The sequence below is a fragment of the Chloroflexota bacterium genome (assembly GCA_026713825.1).
Lineage (GTDB): Bacteria > Chloroflexota > Dehalococcoidia > Lucifugimonadales > UBA1127 > UBA1127.
The window spans coordinates 1-23,702 of record JAPONS010000022.1 but is presented as its reverse complement, the minus strand read 5'-3'; the positions used below and the strand labels follow the sequence as shown (position 1 = coordinate 23,702).

At 67.3% G+C, this 23,702-nt stretch carries 26 protein-coding genes and 2 pseudogenes; all 28 read left to right on the top strand.

What is annotated here, in order from left to right:
* On the top strand, positions 1-1,072 hold a 1,072-nt coding region (locus tag OXC99_02900; GenBank protein ID MCY4623934.1), incomplete at its 5' end, for a hypothetical protein.
* Positions 1,073-1,161: 89 nt separating this feature from the next.
* On the top strand, positions 1,162-1,455 hold the full coding sequence (locus OXC99_02895; GenBank protein MCY4623933.1) for a hypothetical protein: 294 nt from the start codon (positions 1,162-1,164) through the stop codon (positions 1,453-1,455).
* A gap of 15 nt (positions 1,456-1,470) precedes the next feature.
* Positions 1,471-1,869 (top strand): annotated as a pseudogene (locus tag OXC99_02890) (hypothetical protein).
* A gap of 180 nt (positions 1,870-2,049) precedes the next feature.
* Positions 2,050-2,337 (top strand): hypothetical protein, encoded by a 288-nt coding sequence (locus OXC99_02885; protein MCY4623932.1) that lies wholly within the window; start codon positions 2,050-2,052, stop codon positions 2,335-2,337.
* 108 nt (positions 2,338-2,445) lie between these two features.
* Positions 2,446-2,751: a hypothetical protein gene (locus OXC99_02880; GenBank protein MCY4623931.1), complete on the top strand. Its 306-nt coding sequence runs from the start codon at positions 2,446-2,448 to the stop codon at positions 2,749-2,751.
* 118 nt (positions 2,752-2,869) lie between these two features.
* A complete protein-coding gene (locus OXC99_02875; protein MCY4623930.1) occupies positions 2,870-3,157 on the top strand; it encodes a hypothetical protein in 288 nt (95 codons plus the stop codon).
* 48 nt (positions 3,158-3,205) lie between these two features.
* A complete protein-coding gene (locus tag OXC99_02870) occupies positions 3,206-3,571 on the top strand; it encodes a hypothetical protein (protein MCY4623929.1) in 366 nt (121 codons plus the stop codon).
* Positions 3,572-3,724: 153 nt separating this feature from the next.
* Positions 3,725-4,045, top strand: a complete 321-nt coding sequence (locus OXC99_02865; GenBank protein MCY4623928.1) for a hypothetical protein — start codon at positions 3,725-3,727, stop codon at positions 4,043-4,045.
* Positions 4,046-4,060: 15 nt separating this feature from the next.
* A pseudogene (locus OXC99_02860) lies at positions 4,061-4,459 on the top strand (hypothetical protein).
* A 125-nt stretch (positions 4,460-4,584) separates the two neighbouring features.
* The gene (locus OXC99_02855; GenBank protein MCY4623927.1) at positions 4,585-5,262 is read left to right on the top strand and encodes a hypothetical protein; all 678 of its coding nucleotides are present in this window, start codon (positions 4,585-4,587) and stop codon (positions 5,260-5,262) included.
* A 290-nt stretch (positions 5,263-5,552) separates the two neighbouring features.
* On the top strand, positions 5,553-6,170 hold the full coding sequence (locus OXC99_02850) for a CvpA family protein (protein ID MCY4623926.1): 618 nt from the start codon (positions 5,553-5,555) through the stop codon (positions 6,168-6,170).
* 58 nt (positions 6,171-6,228) lie between these two features.
* Positions 6,229-7,125 carry a peptidyl-alpha-hydroxyglycine alpha-amidating lyase family protein gene (locus tag OXC99_02845; GenBank protein ID MCY4623925.1) on the top strand — a complete coding sequence of 299 codons (897 nt, stop codon included), beginning with the start codon at positions 6,229-6,231 and terminating at the stop codon, positions 7,123-7,125.
* A 665-nt stretch (positions 7,126-7,790) separates the two neighbouring features.
* Positions 7,791-8,756, top strand: a complete 966-nt coding sequence (locus OXC99_02840; protein ID MCY4623924.1) for a site-specific DNA-methyltransferase — start codon at positions 7,791-7,793, stop codon at positions 8,754-8,756.
* Positions 8,753-9,535: a hypothetical protein gene (locus OXC99_02835; GenBank protein ID MCY4623923.1), complete on the top strand. Its 783-nt coding sequence runs from the start codon at positions 8,753-8,755 to the stop codon at positions 9,533-9,535. Before OXC99_02840 ends, OXC99_02835 begins: the two co-directional genes overlap by 4 nt.
* A 367-nt stretch (positions 9,536-9,902) precedes the next feature.
* Entirely contained in the window at positions 9,903-11,594 is a 1,692-nt protein-coding gene (locus OXC99_02830) for a hypothetical protein (GenBank protein ID MCY4623922.1), read from the top strand.
* Positions 11,595-11,625: 31 nt separating this feature from the next.
* Positions 11,626-13,140, top strand: a complete 1,515-nt coding sequence (locus OXC99_02825; protein ID MCY4623921.1) for an acyl--CoA ligase — start codon at positions 11,626-11,628, stop codon at positions 13,138-13,140.
* Between the two features lie 437 nt (positions 13,141-13,577).
* Entirely contained in the window at positions 13,578-14,561 is a 984-nt protein-coding gene (locus OXC99_02820) for a 2-dehydropantoate 2-reductase (protein MCY4623920.1), read from the top strand.
* A 132-nt stretch (positions 14,562-14,693) separates the two neighbouring features.
* Positions 14,694-15,059 carry a PaREP1/PaREP8 domain-containing protein gene (locus tag OXC99_02815; protein MCY4623919.1) on the top strand — a complete coding sequence of 122 codons (366 nt, stop codon included), beginning with the start codon at positions 14,694-14,696 and terminating at the stop codon, positions 15,057-15,059.
* A gap of 121 nt (positions 15,060-15,180) precedes the next feature.
* Entirely contained in the window at positions 15,181-16,776 is a 1,596-nt protein-coding gene (gene ggt, locus OXC99_02810) for a gamma-glutamyltransferase (protein ID MCY4623918.1), read from the top strand.
* Between the two features lie 48 nt (positions 16,777-16,824).
* Entirely contained in the window at positions 16,825-17,355 is a 531-nt protein-coding gene (locus OXC99_02805; protein ID MCY4623917.1) for a TlpA disulfide reductase family protein, read from the top strand.
* 120 nt (positions 17,356-17,475) lie between these two features.
* Entirely contained in the window at positions 17,476-17,793 is a 318-nt protein-coding gene (locus tag OXC99_02800; GenBank protein ID MCY4623916.1) for a DUF503 domain-containing protein, read from the top strand.
* 228 nt (positions 17,794-18,021) lie between these two features.
* The gene (locus OXC99_02795) at positions 18,022-18,534 is read left to right on the top strand and encodes a decarboxylase (GenBank protein MCY4623915.1); all 513 of its coding nucleotides are present in this window, start codon (positions 18,022-18,024) and stop codon (positions 18,532-18,534) included.
* The gene (locus OXC99_02790) at positions 18,521-19,099 is read left to right on the top strand and encodes a thiamine pyrophosphate-dependent enzyme (GenBank protein ID MCY4623914.1); all 579 of its coding nucleotides are present in this window, start codon (positions 18,521-18,523) and stop codon (positions 19,097-19,099) included. Before OXC99_02795 ends, OXC99_02790 begins: the two co-directional genes overlap by 14 nt.
* Before the next feature lie 88 nt (positions 19,100-19,187).
* Positions 19,188-19,829 (top strand): hypothetical protein, encoded by a 642-nt coding sequence (locus tag OXC99_02785; protein MCY4623913.1) that lies wholly within the window; start codon positions 19,188-19,190, stop codon positions 19,827-19,829.
* A 4-nt stretch (positions 19,830-19,833) separates the two neighbouring features.
* Entirely contained in the window at positions 19,834-20,871 is a 1,038-nt protein-coding gene (gene tsaD, locus OXC99_02780) for a tRNA (adenosine(37)-N6)-threonylcarbamoyltransferase complex transferase subunit TsaD (GenBank protein MCY4623912.1), read from the top strand.
* Between the two features lie 102 nt (positions 20,872-20,973).
* A complete protein-coding gene (locus tag OXC99_02775) occupies positions 20,974-21,948 on the top strand; it encodes a hypothetical protein (GenBank protein MCY4623911.1) in 975 nt (324 codons plus the stop codon).
* Positions 21,949-22,143: 195 nt separating this feature from the next.
* Positions 22,144-22,455, top strand: coding sequence for a helix-turn-helix domain-containing protein (locus OXC99_02770; GenBank protein ID MCY4623910.1), 312 nt, complete (start codon positions 22,144-22,146; stop codon positions 22,453-22,455).
* Positions 22,442-23,674 (top strand): DUF2851 family protein, encoded by a 1,233-nt coding sequence (locus OXC99_02765; protein MCY4623909.1) that lies wholly within the window; start codon positions 22,442-22,444, stop codon positions 23,672-23,674. The genes OXC99_02770 and OXC99_02765 overlap by 14 nt, the downstream gene beginning before the upstream one ends.
* Positions 23,675-23,702: the final 28 nt, after the last annotated feature.

The window sequence follows — 23,702 nt, the reverse complement described above, 5'->3', positions numbered from 1 at the left end:
GTTCGGCGGCCTCGCCTGCAACTACCACGGCTGGAAGTACGACGTCACTGGCGCGTGCCTCGAGATGCCCAATGAGCCCGCCGAGTCCAACTTCAAGGACAAGGTGCGCGTCACCGCCTACCCCTGCCGCGAGATCAACCGCATGATCTGGGCCTACATGGGCCCGCGTGAGACGCCCCCGCCCTTCCCCGCCTTCGAGGTCAACACCCTCCCCATCGACCAGGTCTTCGAGCCCAGCATCATGATGGAGGAGTGCAACTGGATCCAGGGGCTGGAGGGAGACCTCGACTCGTCGCACGTGCCCTTCATCCACGGCCGCATCGACAAGGACTCGCCCGACGAGCCCGGCTGGGGACGCGGGTCGTGGGTGCGCGACAAGGCGCCGACCCTCGACGTCGTCCCCACCAACTATGGCGCCGTCTACTCCGCCAAGCGTGTCTGGAACGACCAGGGCCAACGCTGGCACCGCATCACCCAGTACATCCTGCCCTACTACACGATGATCGCCGCCGGCGCGCCCAACAGCTGCTCGGCCAAGGCGTGGGTGCCGCTCGACGACAACTACCACATGCTCATCAACATGCACGGCCGGCTCGAGGGCGCCATCTCGGAGGAGGAGCAGGCGCGGTCGGCCGACCCCTACCGCAACGCGGGCGGGTACGTGGAGGAGACGCCGGACCCGCGCACTCGCTACCACACCGTCGCGAACTGGCACAACGACTACGGCCTGAACTACGACATCCAGAAGCGGGTCAACATGTCCGGCATCCCCCGCGGCGGCAACCTGCAGGACCGTGCCATGACCGAGACCATGGGCCCCATCTACGACCGCACCAAGGAGCACCTGGGCACCAGCGACCGGATGATCATCGCGGTGCGGCAGCGTCTGATGCGGGCTGCGCGGGAGTTCCTGGAGGACGGCACGCCGCCCGCCGTCGTCGAAGACCCGTCGCTGTGCCGCGTCCGGTCGGCCTCGGCGATCCTGCCGGAGGGCGCCGACTGGCAGGCCGAGACGGCCGCCGCGCGTGACCCCGACGCGGGCGTCCCCGTTTCCTGGATCCCGCTGACCTAACGCAAACGCCATTCCCGCACAGGCGGGAGTGCAATGGTGGCTGCGGAGCGGAAGCTCTGAGGGCCAAACGGCGAAAGGAGGACATCGCCATGCCATGGATCAAGGTGATATTGGAAGACGAGGCGGAGGGCGAGCTTAAAGAAGCCTATGACCGCATGCATGAGATCAACAAGCTGTACGACGACGGTGCCGTGCCCGCCGCGTCGATGGCGCCGGGCTCGCGCCTCGTCGGGCCGCCCCAGCTGGCAAGCCTCAACCCCCTCTCCATGCTCTACGGCCGCCAGTTCATGATGCACGTCATGCGCGGCCCCTCGCGCGTCACCCCCGCCGAGCGGGAGATGGTCGCGACGGTGACCTCGCTGGCGTCCAACTGCCGGTACTGAACCGTCGCTCACGCAGGGGCCCTGCGTAGAGTTGGCGGCGACGACCTCCTGGCGGAGTTCATCCAGAATGACTGGCGGAAGGCTGATCTGACGGACAAGCAGCGCGCCATGCTGGAGTACACGGAGAAGCTGACCCTCACCCCCGCCATGATGACCGAGGAAGACATCGACGCCCTCCGCGACGTCGGGTGGGACGACCGCGACATCCTCGACATCGTCATGGCGTGCGCCTACTTCAACTTCCGCGTCCGCGTCGTCGACGGCCTCGGGCTCGAGGTCCCCGACGTTTCCGCGACGAGGGCCGCCCGCGCCCGCGAGCACGCCGCAGAGCTCGCCGCCGAAAAGGGCGTCTCCCTCCCCAGCGACATCTGGGGCGTCCGCGAGCAGGCGGAAGCGTCCAGCATGGGCGGCTAGCCCGTCACCGAACGGGGCCGCCCCCGTTCTCGACCTTTAGAGTGAAGCCGGAAAGGTCCTTGGCCCCGCGGACATTCGCGGGGCCAAGGACCCCTATCGTTTGTGGGGATACCGCACCACGGCCGGGAGTGATAGAATCCGGCCCACCATCGCCAACCCGGGAGACGGGAGGACACCGCCATGCCGTGGATCAAGGTGATCCTGGAAGATGAGGCCGAGGGCGAGCTCAAGGACGCCTATGACCGCATGCGCGAGATCAACGCCCAGTACGGGGAAACGCCCGCCCGGTCGCAGACACCGGGTGAACGTCATATCGGGCCGCCCCAGCTGGCCAGCCTCAACCCCCTCTCCATGGTCTACATCTATCAGCTGTTCAGGCACGTCATGCGCGGCCCCTCTCGCGTCACCCATACCGAGCGGGAGATGCTCGCCGTCGTCACCTCGCTGACGACCAATTGCCGGTTCTGAGCCGTTGGCCACGCAGGGTTCCTGCGTCGAGTCAGCGGCGATGACCTCCTGGCGGAGTTCATCCAGAACGACTGGCGGAAGGCCGACCTCAGCGACAAGCAGCGTGCCATGCTGGGGTACGCCGAGAAGCTGCCCCTCACCCCCGCCATGATGACCGAGGACGACGTCAACGCCCTCCGCGGCGTCGGCTGGGACGACCGCGACATCCTCGACATCGTCATGGTCATCGCCTACTACAACATGCGCGTCCGCGTCGTCGACGGCCTCGGCCTCGAGCTCCCAGACTCCTGGGCAGCGGGGGCCGTCCGCGCCCGCGAGCACGCCGCCGAGCTTGCCGCCGCGAAGGGCGTCTCTCTTCCCGCCGACATCTGGGGCGTCCGCGAGCAGGCGGAGGCGGCCAAGGCACCCGCCTAGCCGCCATTTTGTCGGTCAATAGAGCGTCTCTTCGCCGTTCGTCCTGAGGGACATTGAAGGGCCTGCCCCGTACTCTATACGGGGGCGAACGGCGGGAGGAGGGAAAGGAGCACCAGCCATGCCGTGGATAAAGGTCATACAGGAATGGGAAGCCGAGGGTGAACTCAAGGAGGCCTACGAGCGGATGCGCCAGATCAACGTCGACTACGGCGAGTCGCTGCCGGGCGACGGCGAACTCCGCCCGCACCCGGTGATGCCGCCGGAGCTGGCCAGCCTCAACCCCCTCTCGATGCTCTACGGGCGCCAGTTCATGCTGCACGTCATGCGCGGCGAGTCCGGCGTCACCCCTGCCCAGCGGGAGATGATCGCCACGGTCACCTCGCTGGCGTCCAACTGCCGCTTCTGAACCGTCGCGCACGCAGGGTCCCTGCGTAGTGTTGGCGGCGACTACCTGGTGGCGGAGTTCATCCAGAACGACTGGCGAAAGGCCGACCTGCCGGACAACGAGCGCGCCATGCTCGAGTTCACCGAGAAGCTGACGCTGACCCCGGCAATGATGACGGAGGACGACGTCAACGCCCTCCGCGACGCTGGCTGGAGCGACCGCGACGTGCTGGACATCGTGATGGCGTGCGCGTACTTCAACTTCCGGGTGCGCGTCGTCGACGGCCTCGGGCTGGAGATCCCAGACATGCTGGCGCAGGGGGCCGCCCGCGCCCGCGAGCAAGCCGCAGAGCTTGCAGCCGCGAAGGGCGTCTCCCTCCCCAGCGACATCTGGGGCGTCCGGGAGCAGGCGGAGGCGGCCAGCACGGGCGGATAGTCCGGTCATAGGCAAGATTCCCTATCGCATTCGGCGGGAGGCGGGTTCCGGGGCATTCCCGGGGGCCCGCCTCTTCCGATTCCCGACGCTCCCGCAATGACGGGGATACCGCGCTTTACCTGCGAGTGCTAGAATCCGGCGCGTACGCGCTGGATGGCGCGTCGGAAGGAGGACACCGCCATGCCGTGGATCAAGGTGATTCAGGAATGGGAAGCTGAGGGCGAGCTCAAGGAAGCCTATGAGCGCATGCGCCAGGTGAACATCGACTACAACGACGAGATGCTTGCGGGGATGCCCGCCAACCCGGGGCCGCACCCGGCGACGCCGCCGGAGCTGGCCAGCCTGAACCCCCTCTCCATGCTCTACGGGCGGCTGTTCATGATGCACGTCATGCGCGGCGAGTCCGGCGTCACCTCCGCCGAGCGGGAGATGGTCGCCACGGTGACCTCGCTGGCGTCCAACTGCCGGTACTGAACCGTCGCTCACGCAGGGGCCCTGCGTAGAGTTGGCGGCGACGACCTCCTGGCGGAGTTCATCCAGAATGACTGGCGGAAGGCCGACCTGACGGACAAGCAGCGCGCCATGCTGGAGTACGCGGAGAAGCTGACGCTCACCCCGGCCATGATGACCGAGGACGACATCAACGCCCTCCGCGACGTCGGGTGGACGGACCGGGACGTGCTGGACATCGTGATGGCGTGCGCGTACTTCAACTTCCGGGTGCGCGTCGTGGACGGACTGGGGATCGAGGTGTCCGACATGACGGCGGTCAACTCCGTCCGCGCCCGCGAGCATGCCGCGACGCTTGCGGCCGAGAAGGGCATTTCCCTTCCCAGCGACATCTGGGGCGTCCGCGAGCAGGCGGAGGCGACCAGCACGGGCGGCTAGCTCGTCCCTGAGACGCGTCAAGTAGACACCCCCCGTTCGTCCCAGGGACACCCTCGGACGGCGGGGGGTGTCCGGTTCTCCGGTTCGGCCATTGCGGCATACGGTGGAAGGGGAGGAGGACGCGTATGTGCAACATGTCTATGGGACGGCTTGGCGGGCTGGCGCTGATCATCGGGCCGGCGCTGGCCTTCGTCATGTTCCTGCTGCAGCCCGGCGGCATCATCATCGACACCGCGGAACCGTCCGACCCTATCGCGGCGATCGAGGCACTGACCAACAACCCGACCATGGCCAACATCACGGTGCCGCTGATCGTCCTGGGCCTCATGATCATGGCCTTCGGGCTGTACTCGCTCCAGGTCGCGACGCGGAGCACGGGGATTGGCGACGCCGCCACCCGCATGGGGCTGGCGTTCATCTTGGTAGGGCTGCTGAGCTGGATCTGGGGCCAGGGCGTTGCGCTGGCCATCACCATCGGGCTGGACGACCAGACCGTCCACTTCCTGACGCCGCTCTTCGTGGCGCGGGTTGCGATGACGCTGCTCGGCGGGATGCTCGTCTCTTTGGGGTTCCTCACCTTCGCCCTGTCCATGCCCGCCGCGGGCAACGTGGAGGCGTGGGTAAACCGGCTGGTTGGCATCCTTTCGGTTGTGTCGCTGGCCTCCTTCTACTGGGCTGCGGCCGAGGGCGGCGACCTCGACCAAGGGCTCGCGCTGGCGCGTTCCCTGTACATCATCTGGGTGATCTGGCTGGCGTACCAGGGCGTCAGGCTGATGAAGCAGGACAGCGCCTCCGGGAGCTAGTCCTCCACCGCACAACCGGCGGCGCAGGGCAGGCGGTCCGCCGACTGCCCCGCCGAGGAATTCAGCACGCCCGCCATCAAGGGGCGCCGGATACCCGTGTGACGTCACACCGCAGCCGGCCAGCATGTTAGTGAAGCCCACCCCGACGAGGTGCACGCAGACGTGGGCGCCGGGATGCATGGCATCGCCGGCAGGCGGCCGGCAGGGTAAGGGTCCTCGCCCTGGGCAAAAGGCGATGCGTGCTACACTCAGTAGTGTATGACTGCACTGAGGCATCACGAGGACATCCTGTGAACTGGCTGGACATTCTCCTCCTTGCGCTGTTGGCAATGAGCGCCTTTGCGGGGGCGCGGGTCGGGGTTTTCTGGGCCGCCATGGCCTTCGGCAGCCTGATGATCGGCTGGTACTTTGCGGGGAACGTCAGCGGCGCGGCCACCCTGGCGGTGGAGGGCTACACGGACTCGAGCACGGCCCGGGCGGTGGTCAACGTCGTCGTCTACGTGGCCCTGCTGTCGGTGATGCTGTACGCGGCGAGCCGCGTCCTCAAGGTCGTCAAGCCGCTGCTGTCCACGGTCACCCTGGGCACGTCGAGCATCCTCGACCGGGTGGGCGGGCTGCTGCTGGGCCTCGTCATCGGACTGCTGCTCATCGGGGCGGTCATCCTCGTGGGTGCGCGGCTGACGTACCAGGTGGACCTGGGCGAGGTCGATCCCGGCGTTCCGGGCTCCGTCGAGCAGCGCGTGGCCCAGGGCGAGACGGTGCACGAGGGCCTGCAGGAGCTGCTGTCCTCGTCGGCGGTGGTGTGGGGGCTCGTGCAGGTGGCGACGGCGCTGCCGGCGGACACGCTGGGGCTGGCGCCGCTGGACTTCGGTGACTCGCTGGAGCTCCTTGACGAGGCCCTCGACTGACGGCGCCGACGGGGGCATAATGCGCCCTATCGGACAGGCATCGGAAGGAGGCAGCGCTATGGCTACGACAGTGGGCACCGGCGATTTCACCTACGAGGTTGCAGAGGGGTGGGGTGAGCTGCCAGAGGGAATGGAGTGGGGCCAGATAGGCTCCGTGAACACCGACTCCCAGGACCGCGTCCACGTCTTCACCCGCACCACCAACCCCGTCATGGTCTTTGACCGCGACGGCAAGTTCCTGAGCACGTGGGGCGGCGACGAGTTTGTGGACGCGCACGGGCTGAACACGGACGCCGACGACAACCAGTACATGGTGGACCGCACACTGCAGGTGGCGATGAAGTTCACCAAGGACCGTAAGAAGGTCTTCGAGATCGGCAACCGCGGGGTGCCGTCGGACACGGGGTACACGGACGAGAACCGCGAGGTACTGCGGCCGGCGGGGCCGTTCCACCACCCGACGGACATCGCGCTGTCGGCGTCGGGCGGGTTCTACGTCTCGGACGGGTACCGGAACTGCCGCGTCCACAAGTTCGCGGACGACGGGACGCTTGAGTACTCGTGGGGCGAGCCGGGCACGGGTCCGGGGCAGTTCAACCTGGTGCACAGCGTCTGGGAGGTCGACGGGAAGGTCTACGTGGCCGACCGGCAGAACCACCGGATCCAGATCTTCACGCCGCAGGGGGAGTACCTGGACGAGTGGGGCGGGTTCATCCAGCCGTGCAAGCTCTTCGTGGACAGCAACGACATCATGTACGTGGCGGAGCTGCAGTCGCGGGTGACGATCCTCGACCTGGAAGGGAACGTGCTGGCGCAGCTTGGCGACCCGGAGTACCGGAAGCCGGAGCCGGGGCAGTTCATCGGGCCGCACGGGGTGTGGGTGGACAGCCACGGGGACCTGTACGTGTGCGAGGTGCTGATGGGGCAGCGTATCCAGAAGTTCCTGCGCAAGTAGAATTTTCCCACGCAGCAGCGACACGGCAAGGGGGTGGCGGATGCGTCCGCCGCCCCCTTCTTGTTGGGGCGCGTTCGCGGTGGGGGCGCCTCCATCTTCGATTTGCATTCGTCGCTGGATCGCCCGTAGCTGCGGCGGAGGTTGTTTCGCCTTTGTTTTATAGGGGAAGTGTCGTAAATCAGCTATAAGTCGGAACTTTTTGCAAAATGCCCCCGGCCCAGATACGGCGCGGGGGATGCGGTCGCCGGTGCGGACCGTGCGGGAGCGGTGGTTTTCGGGGCGCTCGATGGGGGCTGGCATGCGTGTCCTCCCGTCGGGGTTTGGGAGGAGGGTAGCGTCGGGGGTGGGTTGGGGGCCAGGGGGATGTGGCAGGGTTTGGGGGGGCAGCCCTAATGGCGTTGACGGAGAATTTCGCCAAAGCTAGAGTACCGCACATAGTGCCCAAACTCGTCGGTCCTGCCCCTTCTCTGAAAGGCCTATTTCCATTATTCTCCTGCTTGAGAGCGAAAGGCATCGAGTATTCCCAGACTAGTAGTAGAGATGGCCCCGAGGGTGCGGCGTCTTCCGCATTTGGCCCGGGTGAGGCAAGGGCAGGGCGGTAGTACAGGGCTGAGAGGGCTGTTGATGCATTCCACTATTGGATAACCCAAGGAAGGGTCTGACCAATGCATACAACTGCGAAATCAGCGATAGCAACTTACGAACATGGCTCGGAGAAACAGACCAAAGCCATCAATGGACGCCTCCCTTTGCCTGTTCCTGAACCCAACGGCCATGAATACCTAAGGTTAGACACTGCCGAGGACTTTAGAATTGAGAGCATTGCTGAGTCCTTGCTGATACGTGGGTCTGCAGAGGAAGCATTGGACCGGCTTCCTGCCGCGGCCGTTCAGACTGTCGTTACTTCTCCACCCTATTGGTCCCTTAGGGACTACGCGGTGGATTCGCAGATTGGGCGAGATGACTCACTTCCCGAGTATGTGGCGTCCATTGTGCGCACGTTTGAGAAGTTGAGGCACATTCTCACTGACGACGGCACAGTATGGCTGAATGTTGGGGACTCTTATACTTCGGGCAACCGCAGGTATCGAGCTCCAGATCGCAAGAACCGGGCTAGGGCCATGTCAGTTCGCCCACCCACGCCCACTGGCTTGAAGGCAAAGGAACTGGTTGGCGTGCCTTGGCGTCTTGCATTTGCGCTTCAAGCAGCAGGTTGGTGGGTGCGGTCGGAAGTAATCTGGGCTAAGCCCAATGCGCATCCGGAATCCGTGCGAGACCGCCCTACATTGGATCACGAAACGGTATTTCTGCTCTCCAAGAATCAGAACTACTACTACAACATTGATGCCGTGCGCGGACCCAATGACAGAAGGCTTAGAACAACATGGTCAATCCCGACCGATCCGCAAAGGCAATCATTTGCCAACGGGGTAAATCATCCAGCGGTCATGCCGATTGAACTAGCCAATAGATGCCTTCAGATTACAAGCCGCCCAGGCGATGTAGTACTTGATCCGTACGCTGGTTCAGGAACTACTTTGGTCGCTGCTCGTGACTTGGATCGAAAGTGGGTTGGCATCGAATTGAGCTCGGAATTCACCAAAATGATCGAGCGGCGGCTCGAAGGATGAGCGACCGAGAAGACCTGAAGGCCAGGATAGATGGGCTGTCTGAGACAGCAGTCAGATTTGTCTCACGTATGGTCGATTCCCTATCCTCTCCTCCTTCCTTGATTACCAAGGGGCCTGCTACTTGGATTTCGAGTACACCAGACTGGATTGAGTATTTCGGCCTTGCGCTCTCTGTGCATCACGGCACAACTGTCGATGCTCTTGGATTGACCGGCTTTGAGACCGCCTTTGCTAATGCGTGCGAATCGGTAGCCTGGAGTGTCGAAGCGGTCGAATCCTCGACACATCGATTCAGCGACCTCACAGTGACGAACAGCGAAGGCATTAGCCGGAAATTGTCGCTTAAGTCTACCGCCGCTCAGCGCATTTCCGAGGAATTCGTTCTTATCTCCAAGCTGACGGAAGCAGCGTGGATTCAGGATGTACGGTCGGCCCGACAACGTCGAGAGAGAACGCTTGAGCTCTTCAAAGAGTTCAGGAATGCTGTGGACGCGATCGTGATGCTGCGTGCATTCAGGCAACCCGGCAAGACTCCCGACCGCTATCAACTACTAGAGATACCCAGTGAGATTTTTCGATCCCTAGAAGACTCTTCTTTGAGTGACTTTGACAGCGACGGACCTCGAATCAACTGTTCTTTTGCAGGTCAAGAGCGTGCTGCCCGAGTTTCGTTGGACAGATCTGACGCCAAAGTCACTGTCAGCGGGATCAGGGTGGACGTGTGCTCAATTCATGCTGAATGGCAACTATCTTCAAGCCCGTCCCCTAAAGCGAATTAGGGACACCCTCGCCTTTCTGCCCTGCCTCTAACTTCCGTCCTGCGTCGGCGTGACAGTGGTGCCGGGAGTGCTTTCGCGCGGCGGGGGTTGGGGGATGGGCGGGGACTCCCCCATCCCCGTATCGAGTACGGGGCAGGCTCTAACCTTCCCCCTGAGGGGGAAGGGACTCCTCGTTGGCCTTCGACGGTATGGAGCGCGTGGGGAGTGCGTATTGTGTCGGGGTTCCTGCCTTCGCAGGAACGACGAGGGTGGCGGGGGTGGTTTGCTTGACGGGGTGCGGGGTGCGGATAGAATCGTGTAGGTGTCTTGAGTAGGGGCGCGGTTGGCGAGCCCTGTTGGATGCTAGCTACGTTCTGGGGGTTGGGGTATGCCTACGGTTGGCGGGGTGACGTTTGCGCCTGTGGAGGGTGCGGCGGAGCTGTTTACGCCGGATTTCTGCACGTACTTCGCGCATATGCACCGGACCTTTGGGCCTCGGGTGAACGCGTTTCGCGAGGCGCGGTCGCAGTCGCAGTTGCGGGCGCTGGACGGGGAGCTGCCGAGTTTGCCGCCGGCGGGGGACGCGGCGCAGCCGTGGCGGGTGCCGCCGGTGCCCGAGGAGCTGCGGCGGCCGGGCATCGAGATCACGGGGCCGGTGTCGATCACGCCGATGTTCATCAACGCGCTGAACCCGGGCGCCGACGGGGTCCGGGCGGAGGGGGACCTGGACGACGACGAGGACTCGGCGGGGCACAGGCTGGTCGACACGGTGCGGGCGGCGCACAACCGGGTGCTGGCGGTGACGGGCGGGCTGACGTACCGCGACGAGGCGCGGGGGCGCGACTACAGCGTGCAGGAGGGGCGCGTCCCCTTCTTCATGCACCGTGAGCGGGGGCTGCACCTCGACGAGCCGGAGGTGACGATCGGGGGGAAGCCGGTGTCGGCGGCGATCCTCGGCGCGTGCCTGACGCTGTTCCACGCGGGGCGGGCGCAGGCGGAGGCGGGGCTGGGCATCTACTTCTACCTGCCGAAGATCGAGTCGGCGACGGAGACGGCGTTCTGGCGGCACTTCTTCGCGGAGAGCCAGTTCCGGCTGGAGCACCTTCGGACGGCGACGATCCGGGCGATCCCGCTGATCGAGTCGCTGCCGGCGGTGTTCCAGATGGAGGAGATCCTGCACCAGCTGGGGCCGTACGCGGCGGGGCTGAACGCGGCTCGGTGGGACCTGAAGGCGAGCATCCTGGAGTACGTGATGGCGGACCCGGAGATGGTGTGGCCGGACCGGTTTGGGGTGGACATCAAGACGACGGCGTTCATGTCGAACATCTTTCGCAGGCTGGTGGCCGTGTGCCTGAAGCACGGGGGCGTGGCGATCGGGGGGATGGCGACGGCGCTGCCGAGCCGCGACGAGGCGGTGAACGAGGCGGCGGCGGCATCGATACGGGCCGACAAGGAGTGGGAGGCCGCGCAGGGTTTCTCGCGCGGGTGGGTGGCGCACATCTTTCACATGGGCGTGGCGGCGGCGCCGTTCAAGACGGTCTCGGACAGCGGGTGGCGGCCGACGGCGGCGATGATGGACCCGGACAACTACCCGATCGAGATCGTGCGGCCGGAGGGGAAGGTCACGCTGGAGGGGACGCGCCGGAACCTGCGGACGCTGATCGAGTACGTCGAGGGGTGGCTGAACGGTCGCGGGGCGAAGGGCATCGACAGCCTGGCGGGCCGGCCGGGGCTGCACCCGGCGCTGATGGAGGACCTGGCGACGGCGCGGATCTCGGCGGCGCAGACGGGGCAGCGGGTGATCCACGGCGCGGCGGACGCGGAGACGGGCGAGGTCCACACGCTCGAGGTGGTGAAGCGCATCCTGCTCGGCGAGGAGGAGGACATCCTCGCGCGGCTGGAGGAGGACGCGGCGGACGGGGGCTCGGAGTCGCGCGAGGAGACGGTCGCGCGGTACCGGGCGGCGACCAAGGTGGTGATGCGGTGGATCAAGAACTACACGGAGTTTGACTTTCGGAGCCTGGGCTCGTATACCAGAGAGGACCTCGCGGCCATAGCCGCGGCCCCTGACGCCTTCTAGGCGAGAGGAACACGGAACGGAGGACGCAATCATGGCGACCGGCACACAGGCGCAGACACTTCGGGAGGTCCTGGACTACGGCGCGGGAGACCACGCCGCGCTGGTGGCCCCCGACGGGCCCTCGATCACGTACGACGACCTGCGGGCGCAGGTGGACCGGCTGCGGGTGCAGCTGCGGGAGCTGGGCATCGGGAAGGACGACCGGGTGGCGATCGTGCTGCCGAACGGGCTGGAGTCGATCGTGACGTTCCTGACGGTGACGGCAGCGGCGACGGCCGCGCCGCTGAACGCGGCGTACAAGATCGACGAGTTTGCGTTCTACCTGGACGACACGAACGCGTCGGCGGTCATCACGGGGCCGGAGGGCGGCGAGGCGATCGTCGAGGTGGCGCCGGCCGGGGCGCTGCACATCGTCGCGACGATGGACGACGCGGGGCAGGTGAACTTCGCCGCGGCGGGCGGGGGGGACGGGGCGAGCGCGAGCGACTCGCCGTGGCCGGCGACGGACGACGTCGCGCTGGTGCTGCACACGAGCGGGACGACGTCGCGGCCGAAGCGGGTGCCGCTGACGCACCGGAACCTGACGACGTCGCTGCGGAACATCGCGGCGACGTACGACCTGACGGAGGAGGACGTGGCGCTGTGCGTCATGCCGCTCTTCCACGTGCACGGGCTGGTCGCGTCGACGCTCTCGACGCTGCAGACGGGCGGGACGGTGGTGGCGCCGCCGCGCTTCAACCCGCTGAACTTCTGGCCGGTGGTGAAGGAGCACAGCGTCACGTGGTACTCGGCGGTGCCGACGATGCACCAGGCGCTGCTGGCGCGGGCGCGGAGCACGAAGCCGGAGGTGCCGGAGACGCTGCGGTTCATCCGGAGCTGCAGCGCGGCGCTGCCGCCGGTGGTGATGGACGAGTTGGAGCAGCAGTTCAGGGTGCCGGTGCTGGAGGCGTACGGGATGACGGAGGCGGCGCACCAGATGGCGTCGAACCCGCTGCCGCCGGGGAACCGGCTGCCGGGGGCGGTCGGGCCGGGGACGGGGGTCGAGGTCGCGATCATGGACGAGGAGGGCACGCTGCTCATCGCCGGGGAGCGGGGCGAGGTGGTCATTCGCGGCGAGAACGTGATCTCGGGCTACGAGAACAACCCGGAGGCCAATGCGACGTCGTTCACCAACGGCTGGTTCCGCACGGGCGACGAGGGGATGCTGGACGGCGAGGGGTACCTGACGCTGACGGGGCGGCTGAAGGAGATGATCAATCGGAGCGGGGAGAAGATCTCGCCGCTGGAGATCGACAACGCGCTGCTGGACCACCCGGCGGTGGCGGAGGCGGTCGCCTTCGGGGTAGCGCACCAGACGCACGGCGAGGAGGCCTCGGCGGCGGTGGTGCTCAACGGCGAGGTGACGCCGCAGGAGCTGGTGGCGTTCTGCCGGACGAAGCTGGCGGACTACAAGTGCCCGCGGGTCATCCACGTGATGGAGGAGATCCCGCGCGGCCCGACGGGGAAGATCCAGCGCCGCTTCCTGACAGAGATGTTCTCCAAGTAGGAGGGAGGCTTCGCCTCTTTTGCTGGGCGGGGGGTCGCTCTTTCGGGGGTTAGGGGTTGGCGCGAAGGGGCGCGTCGCTGCCCTGGGTTTCCGCCCCCGTATCGCGGTACGGGGCAAGCTTCGCGGGAACGACGGTGGGAGGTCGCGCGGGGGCCAGCTTGCGAGGTCCTTTAGCACTGGCGGCCCCCGCCCTCCTCCCCTGGATACCGGCCCCGTATCGGGGTACGGGGCATGCATTCGCCAGGATGGAGGTTGGGGAGAGGCTCAGGCGAATGGGCGCTGGTCGTCGGGGGTCCTGCCTCCGCCGGAACGACGGTGGGAGACGGGCGGGTGTTGCGGCGCCGGCGGGCCCCTCCCCCAGCCCCTCTGGATTCCTGCCTTCGCAGGAATGACGATGCGGGGGTGGGGGTGGCATTGAGGCAGTTGGAAAGGATGTCATGAAGTTTGCTATCTACGGCGCCGGGGCCATTGGGGCGTACATGGGCGCCAAGCTGAGCGTCGCGGGGCAGGACGTCGCGCTCATCGCGCGGGGGCCGCACCTGGCGGCGATGCAGGAGCGGGGCGTCGTGGTGCGCAGCCCCGACGGGGACTTTTCCGCCAGCGTCTTCGCCACCAGCGACGCGGCCGAGGTGGGCCACGCCGACGTGGTGGTGCTGGCCGTGAAGGCACACGGGCTGACGGCCATCGCGCCGCTGCTGAGGCCGCTGCTGGGGCCGGACACCGTGGTGCTGCCGGCGCAGAACGGCATCCCGTGGTGGTACTTCCAGCGGCACGGCGGCGCGTGGGAGGGCACGCGGCTGGAGAGCGTCGACCCGGGGGGCGTCATCACGGAGCACGTGCCCGCCGAGAGCATCGTCGGCTGCGTGGTGTACCCGGCCGCGACCATCGTGGAGCCGGGGGTCATCGAGCACGAGGAGGGGAACCGGTTCTCGCTCGGCGAGCTGGACGGCACGACGTCGGAGCGGGCCAAGGAGATCTCGGCGGCGCTGGGGAGCGCGGGGCTGCGGGCGCCGGTGCGCGCCAACATCCGGCAGGAGATATGGGTCAAGCTGATGGGCAACCTCGCGTTCAACCCGATCAGCGCGCTCACGCAGGCGGGCATGGCGGAGATCGCGCAGGACCCGGACGCCGCGGGGGTTGCCCGGGCGATGATGGGAGAGGCGTACTCCGTCGCGACGGCGCTGGGCGTCGAGATCCCCATCAGCGTCGACCAGCGCATGGCGGGGGCGGAGAAGGTGGGCGACCACAAGACCTCAATGCTGCAGGACGTCGAGCTGGCGCGGCCGATCGAGATCGGCGGGCTGGTGGGGGTCGTGCTGGAGCTGGGGAGGCTGGTGGGGGTGCCGATGCCGACCACCTCGGCGGTGTACGCGTGCGCCAAGCTGCTGGGCGCGAAGACGCTGGCGGCGGCGGGGCGGTAGGATTGCCTGCCAGCTTAATTCGGCCACGGAACGGACCACATTACCGCACCACTGCCCTAAACAGTGATTAGCTGCTACACTATCCATTGGCTGGATTGCCAAAACACTGACAATAGGCTTGGAATTAGATTCATGGAACACGAGGACCACATCCAGACTGCTCGCGACTTCCTTGATGCATCCGACCAGGAGTTTGCCTCGGGCGACCACCTGCAGGCTTCGGAGAAGCTGTGGGGGGCCGCGTCGCACGCGGTGATGGCGGTCGCTTCCCAGCGAGACTGGCCGTGCCGGAGCCATCGCGCCCTGAGCAATGTCGTGGCCCGACTTGAGCAGGAGACGGGTGACGACCGGTTGACAGCGGGCTTCGGCATTGCGGAGAAGTTTCACAGGAACTTCTACCATGACGAAATGCAGGACTATGAGCTTGGAGTGGACCGCCCCACGGTGCACCGCTTCGTCAACCGCATGCTTACGCTGGCCGAGAGTGGGTCAGCCTAGCGGGCGCGGCCTCGACCCGTCGTGCGCGACCCGGCCACTGACGTTCTGCAGACCCTAGTCTTGGCATCCCTTCGGAACGCGTTATACTGACGCCACGCCAACGGCCACTAAGGAGGGAGCCATGTATTTCAACTCACGACGGTCCACTGTGCATGCCAAGAACGGCATGGTGGCTACCAGCCAGCCACTGGCTGCCATGGCCGGGCTGCGGATGCTGATGAACGGCGGCAACGCCGTCGACGCGGCGGTGGCGACGGCGGCGGCGCTGAACGTGCTGGAGCCGATGTCGACGGGCGTGGGCGGCGACCTCTTCTCGCTTATCTGGCTCGCGAAGGAGAAACGCGTGGTCGCGCTGAACGCCAGCGGGCGGGCGCCAGCGGCGGCGGCCATCGAGGACGTGACGCGGCAGGGCCTCGACCACATCCCGAACGGGAGCGCGTGGTCGGTCTCGGTGCCGGGCACGGTCAACGGCTGGGACACGATCCTGCGGGAGTACGGCACGATGCCGCTCTCGGAGGCGCTGCAGCCGGCCATCCAGTACGCCGAGGAGGGCTACGCAGTCACCGACGTCATCGCGTACCAGTGGTCGACGGGCGTCGAAAAGCTGTCGCGGTATCCGTCCGGCCACGAGTTCCTCGTCAACGGCCGTGCGCCGCTGGAGGGCGAGGTCTTCCATTCCCCCAACCTCGGCGCGACGCTGCGGGCAATCGCGGAGGGCGGCCCGGACGCCTTCTACCGCGGCCCCATCGCCGACAAGATTGCGGCGTACGTGCAGGAGCGCGGCGGGTGGATGACGCCGGAGGACCTGGCGGCGGACTACGCGACGTGGGACGAGCCGATCTCGACCGACTACCACGGCGTCACATGCTGGGAGTGCCCGCCGAACGGGCAGGGGCTCATCGCGCTGATGGCGATGAACATCGTCGAGGGCATCCCGATTCGCGAGATGGGGTTCCAGTCGCTGGAGACGTACCACAACATGATCGAGGCGACGCGGCTGGCCTTCGCGGACGGCTTCGAGTACATCGCGGACCCGCGGGCGGCGATGGTGCCGACAAGCCAGCTCCTGAGCAAGGAGTACGCGGCTGAGCGCCGGCGCATGATCTCGCCGGAGCTGGCGATGGAGACGGTGCCCTTCGGCAAGATCCCTGCGGTACACGACACGGTCTACCTCTCATGCGTGGACAAGGAGGGCAACGGGTGCTCCTTCATCAACAGCCTGTTTGCGGGCTTCGGCTCCGGGCTGGTGGTGCCGGGGACGGGGATCGCGCTGCAGAACCGCGCGGCGCTCTTCTCGCTCGACCCGGAGCACGCCAACGCGCTGGAGCCGGGGAAGCGCCCGTTCCACACGATCATCCCGGCGCTGGCGACGCGCGACGACGCGCTGTGGCTCACCTACGGCGTCATGGGCGGGTTCCAGCAGGCGCAGGGGCACCTGCAGGTCATCTCCAACATGGTGGACTTCGAGCTGGGGCCGCAGCCCGCGCTGGACGCGCTGCGCTTCAGCATCGGCCTGGACGGGGTGGTAGACTTAGAAGAGGGAATCTCGCCGGAAGTGGCAAAGGGACTTGCTGCCCGGGGGCACCAGATCGAGGTGCAGGAAGGGTACCGCCGGATCGGCTTCGGCGGGGCGCAGGTCATCGCGAGGGACCCGGAAACAGGAGTGCTCAGCGGCGCGTCGGAACCGCGGAAGTCGGGAGCGGCCGTCGGCTGGTAGCGGCGGCCCACAAGCGCGGGCCGCTGACGCTTGAAGGAGAACCGGCACATGCACAGACCAGCGGCCCTGGCGGTCATCGCGGCGCTCATGTTTGCGGTGGCGGCGGCGTGCAACGGCGGCTCCGACGCGGAGCTTGCCGCCGACTTCACCATGCCGCTCTACAGGGGCGCCGAGCACTTCGGCGGGGCCGAGGAGGTCAGCCTCAGCGACCTGGAGGGACGGCCCGTCATCATCAACTTCTGGGCACCGCTGTGCCCGCCCTGCCGCGCGGAAATGCCCCACTTCCAGGAGGTCTGGGACGACCTGCAGGCCGAGGGGAGCGACGCGATGGTGCTCGGCGTGGACGTGGGCGCCTTCACGCTGCTGGGCGAGCGGCCGGAGTCGCTGGAGTTCCTGGAAACCATCGAACTCACGTATCCGGTCGGCGAGGCGCAGGACCGGAGCATCATCATGGACTACAGCGTGCGGGGGATGCCCACCACGGTCTTCATCGACGCCGACGGCGCCGTTCAGCGCACGTGGGGCGGGGCCATCAGCAAGGAGCAGCTGGAAGAGGTGGTGGACGAGCTGCTTGGGTAGGGGGCGGCGAGCCGCCTATCCTGATTCTGAGACCACCTTCGACGGGGCCACGAGCAACCACAAGGCGTGCCCCTGCGGTTGCGGGAATTCCCGTTGCACATCCAACGCGTTGAGGTACGCATGAATATTGCTGTGGCAACCGTGTCGCTGCACCTTCCTGCCGCGAGCTCGCTCAAGGACAAGCGGGGCGTGGTGCAGTCGCTGATGACGCGGCTGCGGGACCGGTACAACGTGGCAGTGGCGGAAGTGGCGGACCAGGAGTCGCACAGGAGCTCGCAGCTCGGGTTCTGCACGATCAACACCAGCTACGTGCAGGCGGCGGAAACGGTGCAGAGCGCGGTGCGGTTCATGCAGGACGAGCTGATCGGCAAGGGGGAGATCGTCGCGGTGTGGCAGGAGGGGCTGGGCGGGGTCGGCGACGAGCCGGAGCAGCAGTAGCCGGGGGGCTCCCGGCACAGGATTCCTGTCTCAGTTGAATAGCGGCCCTTTGTCGGGGTTCCTGCCTACGCAGGAACGACGGTGGGCACCGCAGTCTCGGTGTGGGGGCTCCCCCATCCCAGCCCCGTATCGAGTACGGGGCAGGCTCTTCCCCCTGAGGGGGAAGGGGCTTTATTCGCTTGACACTTTCCGTACAACGCACCTATATTCCGCCGCGTTGGAGGGCGCATGGCCTGGGTTGAACAGATTGTGCAGGGGTTGAAGGACGCAGACGTCAGCCTCATCGCATACGTGCCGGACGGGGTGACGTGGCGCGTGCTGCGGCAGATGGAGGAGGACCCGTTCTTCCACATGATCCCGACGACGCGCGAGGAGGAGGCCATCGGCATCATCTCCGGCGCGTACGCGGCGGGACGGCGGGGCGCGGTCTTCATGCAGAGCAGCGGCTTCGGGAACACGGTCAACGCGCTGGCGACACTCAACATCCCCTACCGCATCCCGTTCGTGCTCTTCATCGGGATGCGCGGCGGGCCCGGCGAGTTCAACCTGGCGCAGGTGCCCGGCGCGCGCGCCATTCCGGGCATCCTCGACGCGCTGGGGCTGCAGTACTTCCACCTGACGCGGGAGGACGAGCTTGACCGGACCATCTCGGGCGGCATCGCGCTGACGTACGCGGGGAGGCTGCCGGTCGCCAACCTGCTCTCGACGCTGCTGACGGGAGGCCGCGATGCTCCGCGTTGACGCCATCAGGGCCGTGCTGGAACGGGTGGGCGACGCGCCCATCGTCTCCAACCTGGGCGGCACGACCTTTCACCTGCACAACCTGAATGACCGCGACGAAAACCTGTACATGTGGGGGGCGATGGGGCTGACCTCCTCCGTGGGCCTCGGCATCGCGCTGGCGGCGCCGGACAGGAAGGTCGTGGTCATGGACGGCGACGGTTCGCTGCTGATGAACCTCGGATCGCTGGGCACCATCGCGCGGCAATCGCCGGCGAACCTGGTGCACATCGTGTGGGACAACCACCAGTGGGCGGGCACGGGCGGGCAGCCGACGCACACGGCCGTCGTGACGGACCTTGCGGCGGTGGCGCGGGGGGCGGGCATCCCGAGGGTGGCGGCGGTCTCGACGCTGGAGGGGCTGGAGGAGGCGTTCGACCAGGCGATGCGGGAGGACGGGCCGTGGTGCATCGTGGCAGACGTCGAGGGGAGCGACAGCCCGGACCGGCCGGATGTCTCCATCGAGGAGAACCTGCAGCGCTTCCGGCGCACGTTCGAGGGTTCGGGCAGGCGTCCGGGCGCGTAGAAAACCGCCCGTCGACAACGCCCGCGGCACTTGCCCCCCTCACACGGCGCGCCGTACTATGGCATCAGGACTTCCGCGGAGGTTGCCAATGGACTGGACCCCGAGCATCATCCCCGTGGCCGTGCACTACGGCGCGCATCTGGCAGACCCAGCGCCCTTCTACACCACCTTCTCCGGGCGCGGCAGCGGCTCCCCCGTGCAGTTCCATGCGCTCATCGAGTCCGACGGGCCGGAGCCCGAGGCGCGGTGCCAGGCGGCGCTTGCATCCCTGCGGCGGCGTCTCACGAACCTTGGCGCAATGTCTCTCACCACGACGATCAACGGCGCCTTTCAGGCCTGCCACCAGGAGCTTTCAGCGGCCGGCGGGGAGGGGGTGGGCGTTACGTTGCTGGCCACCCGCGGCGAAGAGGCCTTTCTGACCGCCGTGGCCGACATTTCCGTCTTCCAGCTTGACCGGGCCGGGGTGCGCCGGGTGCGGCTCTCGGTGCCCGGCACCATGACGGCGGCGCTGGGCAACCTGCCGCAGGTGACGCCCGCCATGGAACGGCTCGACCTGCAGCCGGGCGAGACGGTGCTCATCTGCGGGTCGGACATCAGCGCCGCCGCCAACCTTGACGGCCTGCAGGCGGTCCTATCGTCGAGCCCGCGGGCCGCCGCAGACAGCCTGGCGTCGCTGATGAGCAACTCGGCCCTCTTCCTCGGCCTCATCCTCGTTTCGTCCTCGGAGTAGCCCGATGCTGATGCTCGGCATCGAGACCTCCTGCGACGAGACCGCCGCCAGCGTGGTCGCCGACGGGCGGCGCATCCTCTCCAACGTCATCAGCTCGCAGGTGGAGGTGCACGCGCGCTACGGCGGCGTGGTGCCGGAGGTGGCGTCGCGCCAGCACATGCTCGCCATGACGCCGATCTACCACCGGGCGCTCGACGAGGCCGGCGTCAGGCCTGAGGACCTCGACGGCGTTGCGGTGACGGCGGGGCCGGGGCTGGCCGGGTCGCTGCTGGTGGGCGTCAACTACGCGAAGGGGCTCTCGATGGGGCTCGGCCTGCCGCTGTACGGCATGAACCACCTGGAGGGTCACATGTACGCCGCGTGGCTGGAGGAGGGCGATCCGCCGGACGAGGTCACCGGCTTCCCCATCGTCTGCCTGCTGGTGTCGGGGGGGCACACGGACCTGGTGCTGATGCGGGGCCACGGCGACTATCAACACCTCGGCGGCACGCGGGACGACGCCGCGGGGGAGGCCTTCGACAAGGCGGCGCGGGTGATGGGGCTCGGCTTCCCCGGCGGGCCGGCGATCCAGCGGGAGGCGCAGGGGGCGTCGAGCGTCGAGCCGCTGCCGCGGGCGTGGATGCGGGGGACGCTGGAGTTCAGCTTCAGCGGCCTGAAGACGGCCGTGCTCCACCGCGCCCGCGAGCTGGGCGTCGGCGTGGGGCTGCCGGACGGGCCGGAGGAGCTGGACGACGACGGCATCGAGCGGCGTCGCGCGCTGGCGGCGGGGTTCCAAGAGGCGGCGGTGGACGTGCTGGTCGAGAAGGCCGTCGACGCGGCTCGGCAGTGCGAGGCGCGGGGCATCCTGGTGGGCGGCGGCGTGTCGGCGAACGCGTCGCTGCGCGAGACGATCCGCGCGCGGTCGCACGTGCCGGTGCTCATCCCGCGGCCGGCGCTCTGCACGGACAACGGCGCGATGATCGCGGCTGCGGCATGCCATGGCGTGGCGCGGGGGCTGCAGCCGAGCATCGCGGTGGACGCGAACCCGGGGTTGTTCTTCTAACAGGGAGCAGGGCCCGGACAGACATTGACAGAGATCCGCGTCGTGATTGTAATGGCCATATGTATGTTGTACCCCAAGTACACGAGACGGGGGGAATAAGCCATGCAGGCACATCTTTTTGACAATGAGTTCCGCATCACTCCCGAGCACAAGATGCAGTTCCAGCGTGACGGATTCGTCAAGTTGGACGGATTTTTAAACGCCGCCGTCGTCGATACTCTGCTTGACAGAGTCGCGGGGGAAATGAACCGGGACATCCGGAGCTCCGCGACCAGATCCATTTTCAGCCGCGCACAGTATGACTTTGAGAGCGACAAGAACGACATCTACGAACTGATGGCGCGTCCCTACTTCCGGCAGGCCATGACGGACCTGGTGGAACGCGACCTCTTTCTCACCTTCGAACTGTGCTTCGAAATCGAACAAACCGTGAGCGAGGGGTTTCCGTGGCACATTGGGGGACAGAGTTTCGGCTTTCAGTTCGGGGAGGAGTTTGCATGCACGTTGTGGGCGCCACTGCAGCCGGTGGACACAAAGGGGCAGCGGGGCGGCATGGCGTACGTACCCCAGCACGTCATCTCCGGCGAGTTCGCCTACGACCAAGTGGAGCCAGCGGTTGTCTCGACGATCAGGGCCAAGGAGCAGGCCGGCATCCGGACGAGCGTACAGGAGTACTTTGGCCTGCGGAACGGGCTCTTCAACTCACCGACGATGGCCTCCATTCTCGAGACGCATCAGGTCGAGGACGATTTCCAGCCCGGCGACGTGCTGGTGTTCAACAAGTGGGTTGTGCATCGCAGCATCAGGCTGGAGGAGGGGGAGCTTCCCAGGCGGGCGGCCTACGTGATGCGTTTCGTCGACGCGGAATCACACTATGACCTGCAGCGGGCACAGGACCAAGAGCTCCCCGTCGAGATGTACAGCAAGGGGCTTTTCCCGTACAAGCCGGTGACGCGCCAGCACATCGAAATCGCCGAAGCGGGCGGGGCAAACGGCGACCTGCTGGCGGAATGCGCCTATTTCGACAACCGCGACCGCCGCATGGTCCGTCGCGACCATTCCGCAGGGATCACCTAGGGCCGCGCGAACGGCGGTCGAGCGGGGGCGGTAGCCGAGCATCGCGGTGGACGCGAACCCGGGGCTTTTCTTCTAGGCACATCCTCGCCATCGCCACATCGCCTCCGTCAGCACTACTCTCCCTATTTGATTTACACGGTAGCGTGTATACTCCCTGACTGCATGGGCTGCTCAGCTTTGAGTTAGGGGGGAAATGTGACGTCACGCAAGAGGCCGGAATGGGACGCGGAGGCCGTGCGGGCGCTGCGGGCGCACCTGGGGGCGACGCAGGGGGAGCTGGCGGAGGAGCTTGGGGTGCGGCAGCAGACGGTGAGCGAGTGGGAGACCAGCGCCTACCGGCCTCGCGGGGCGTCGGCGAAGCTGCTGAGCATGGTGGCGGAGCAGGCTGATTTCAGCTACGTCGCAGAGTCGTCGGTGCAGGGCGAGCGGGCGAGCGCGCCCCCGGCGGACGCGCCATCCGACAAGAGCGAAGACGAAAACGAAGACGACGGCGATGCTGCACGTTAAGGAGCAACCCCGGCAGCCGCCGGTGCTGGAACGGGCGCTGGCGCAGTACTGGCGCGACCATGGGGCGTCGCTGCCGCCGCTGGAGTGCGACGACGGGTCGCGGCTGCGGGTGCTGTACGCGGGCCGGGCAAGCTCGGCGGCGGGGCCGGACTTCCGGGACGCGGTGCTGCAGCGCGAGGGCGGCGAGGTGGTGCGCGGCGACGTCGAGCTGCACCTGCGACGCGGCGGGTGGGAGGCGCACGGGCACCACACGGACCGGGGCTACGACGGCGTCGTGCTGCACATGGTGCTGCACGGCGGGGACACGCCGATCACGCTGGCGTCCGGGAGGCGGGTGCCGACGGCGTCGTTGTTTCCGCGGACGCTGGGGCGTCGGTCGCGGCGGGAGGCCCCGACGCCGAGGCCGCTGCCGCTGGCGTCGCTGCCGGCGTCGGCGTCGCGGCTGGGGCGGACGCTGGACCGGGAGGGGGACGCGCGGTTCTTCGAGAAGGTGCGGGGGTTCGCGCGGGCCCTGCGGCAGGCCGAGCCTTCGGAGACGCTGTACGCGGGGCTGATGGGCGGGCTGGGGTACGGGGGGAACAGCGGGCCGATGACGCGGCTGGCGGAGGGTATGCCGCTGCGCGCGCTGGAACGGGCGTTGCGGGGCGTGCCGGACGGTGGACGGCGGGATGCGCTGGCGTCGGCGTTGGTTCGGGCTAGCGGACTGGCATCAGGGGATGGCGATTCGGGCGTGCAGGCGGTCGAGCCCGTGCTGGCGCGGGGGGAGTGGAAGCTCTTCCGGGTGCGGCCGAGCAACCACCCGTCGCGGCGGCTGATGGGGATGGCTGCGCTGCTGGACCGCGCGTGGGATGCGGGGCTGGCGGGGTGGGCGGCGACGCTGGTGGCTACGGGCTCGGTGGCGGAGGTGCGCGCGGGGCTGACGGTTGCGGGGGATGGGCCGGGTGGGGCGCTGGTGGGGGCGGACCGGGCGTCGGACCTGGCGGTGAACGTTGTGCTTCCGTTCGCTCGGGCGTGGGGGAACGTGGTGCGGGACGCCGGGATAGCGGCGGCGGCGCTGGGGTTGTACCGGGCGTGGCCGTCGCTGCAGGAGAACTCGGTGACGGCGGAGGCGGCTCGGTTGCTGGGGGGCGAGGGGAAGGAGCTTCGGCGGAGCGCTCGTCGGCAGCAGGGGTTGATCCGGGTGTACCGCCGGGGGTTGGGTGGGGACGTCGCGGGGTAGGGGGCGCGGGGGGTTCCGCTTGTCGGGG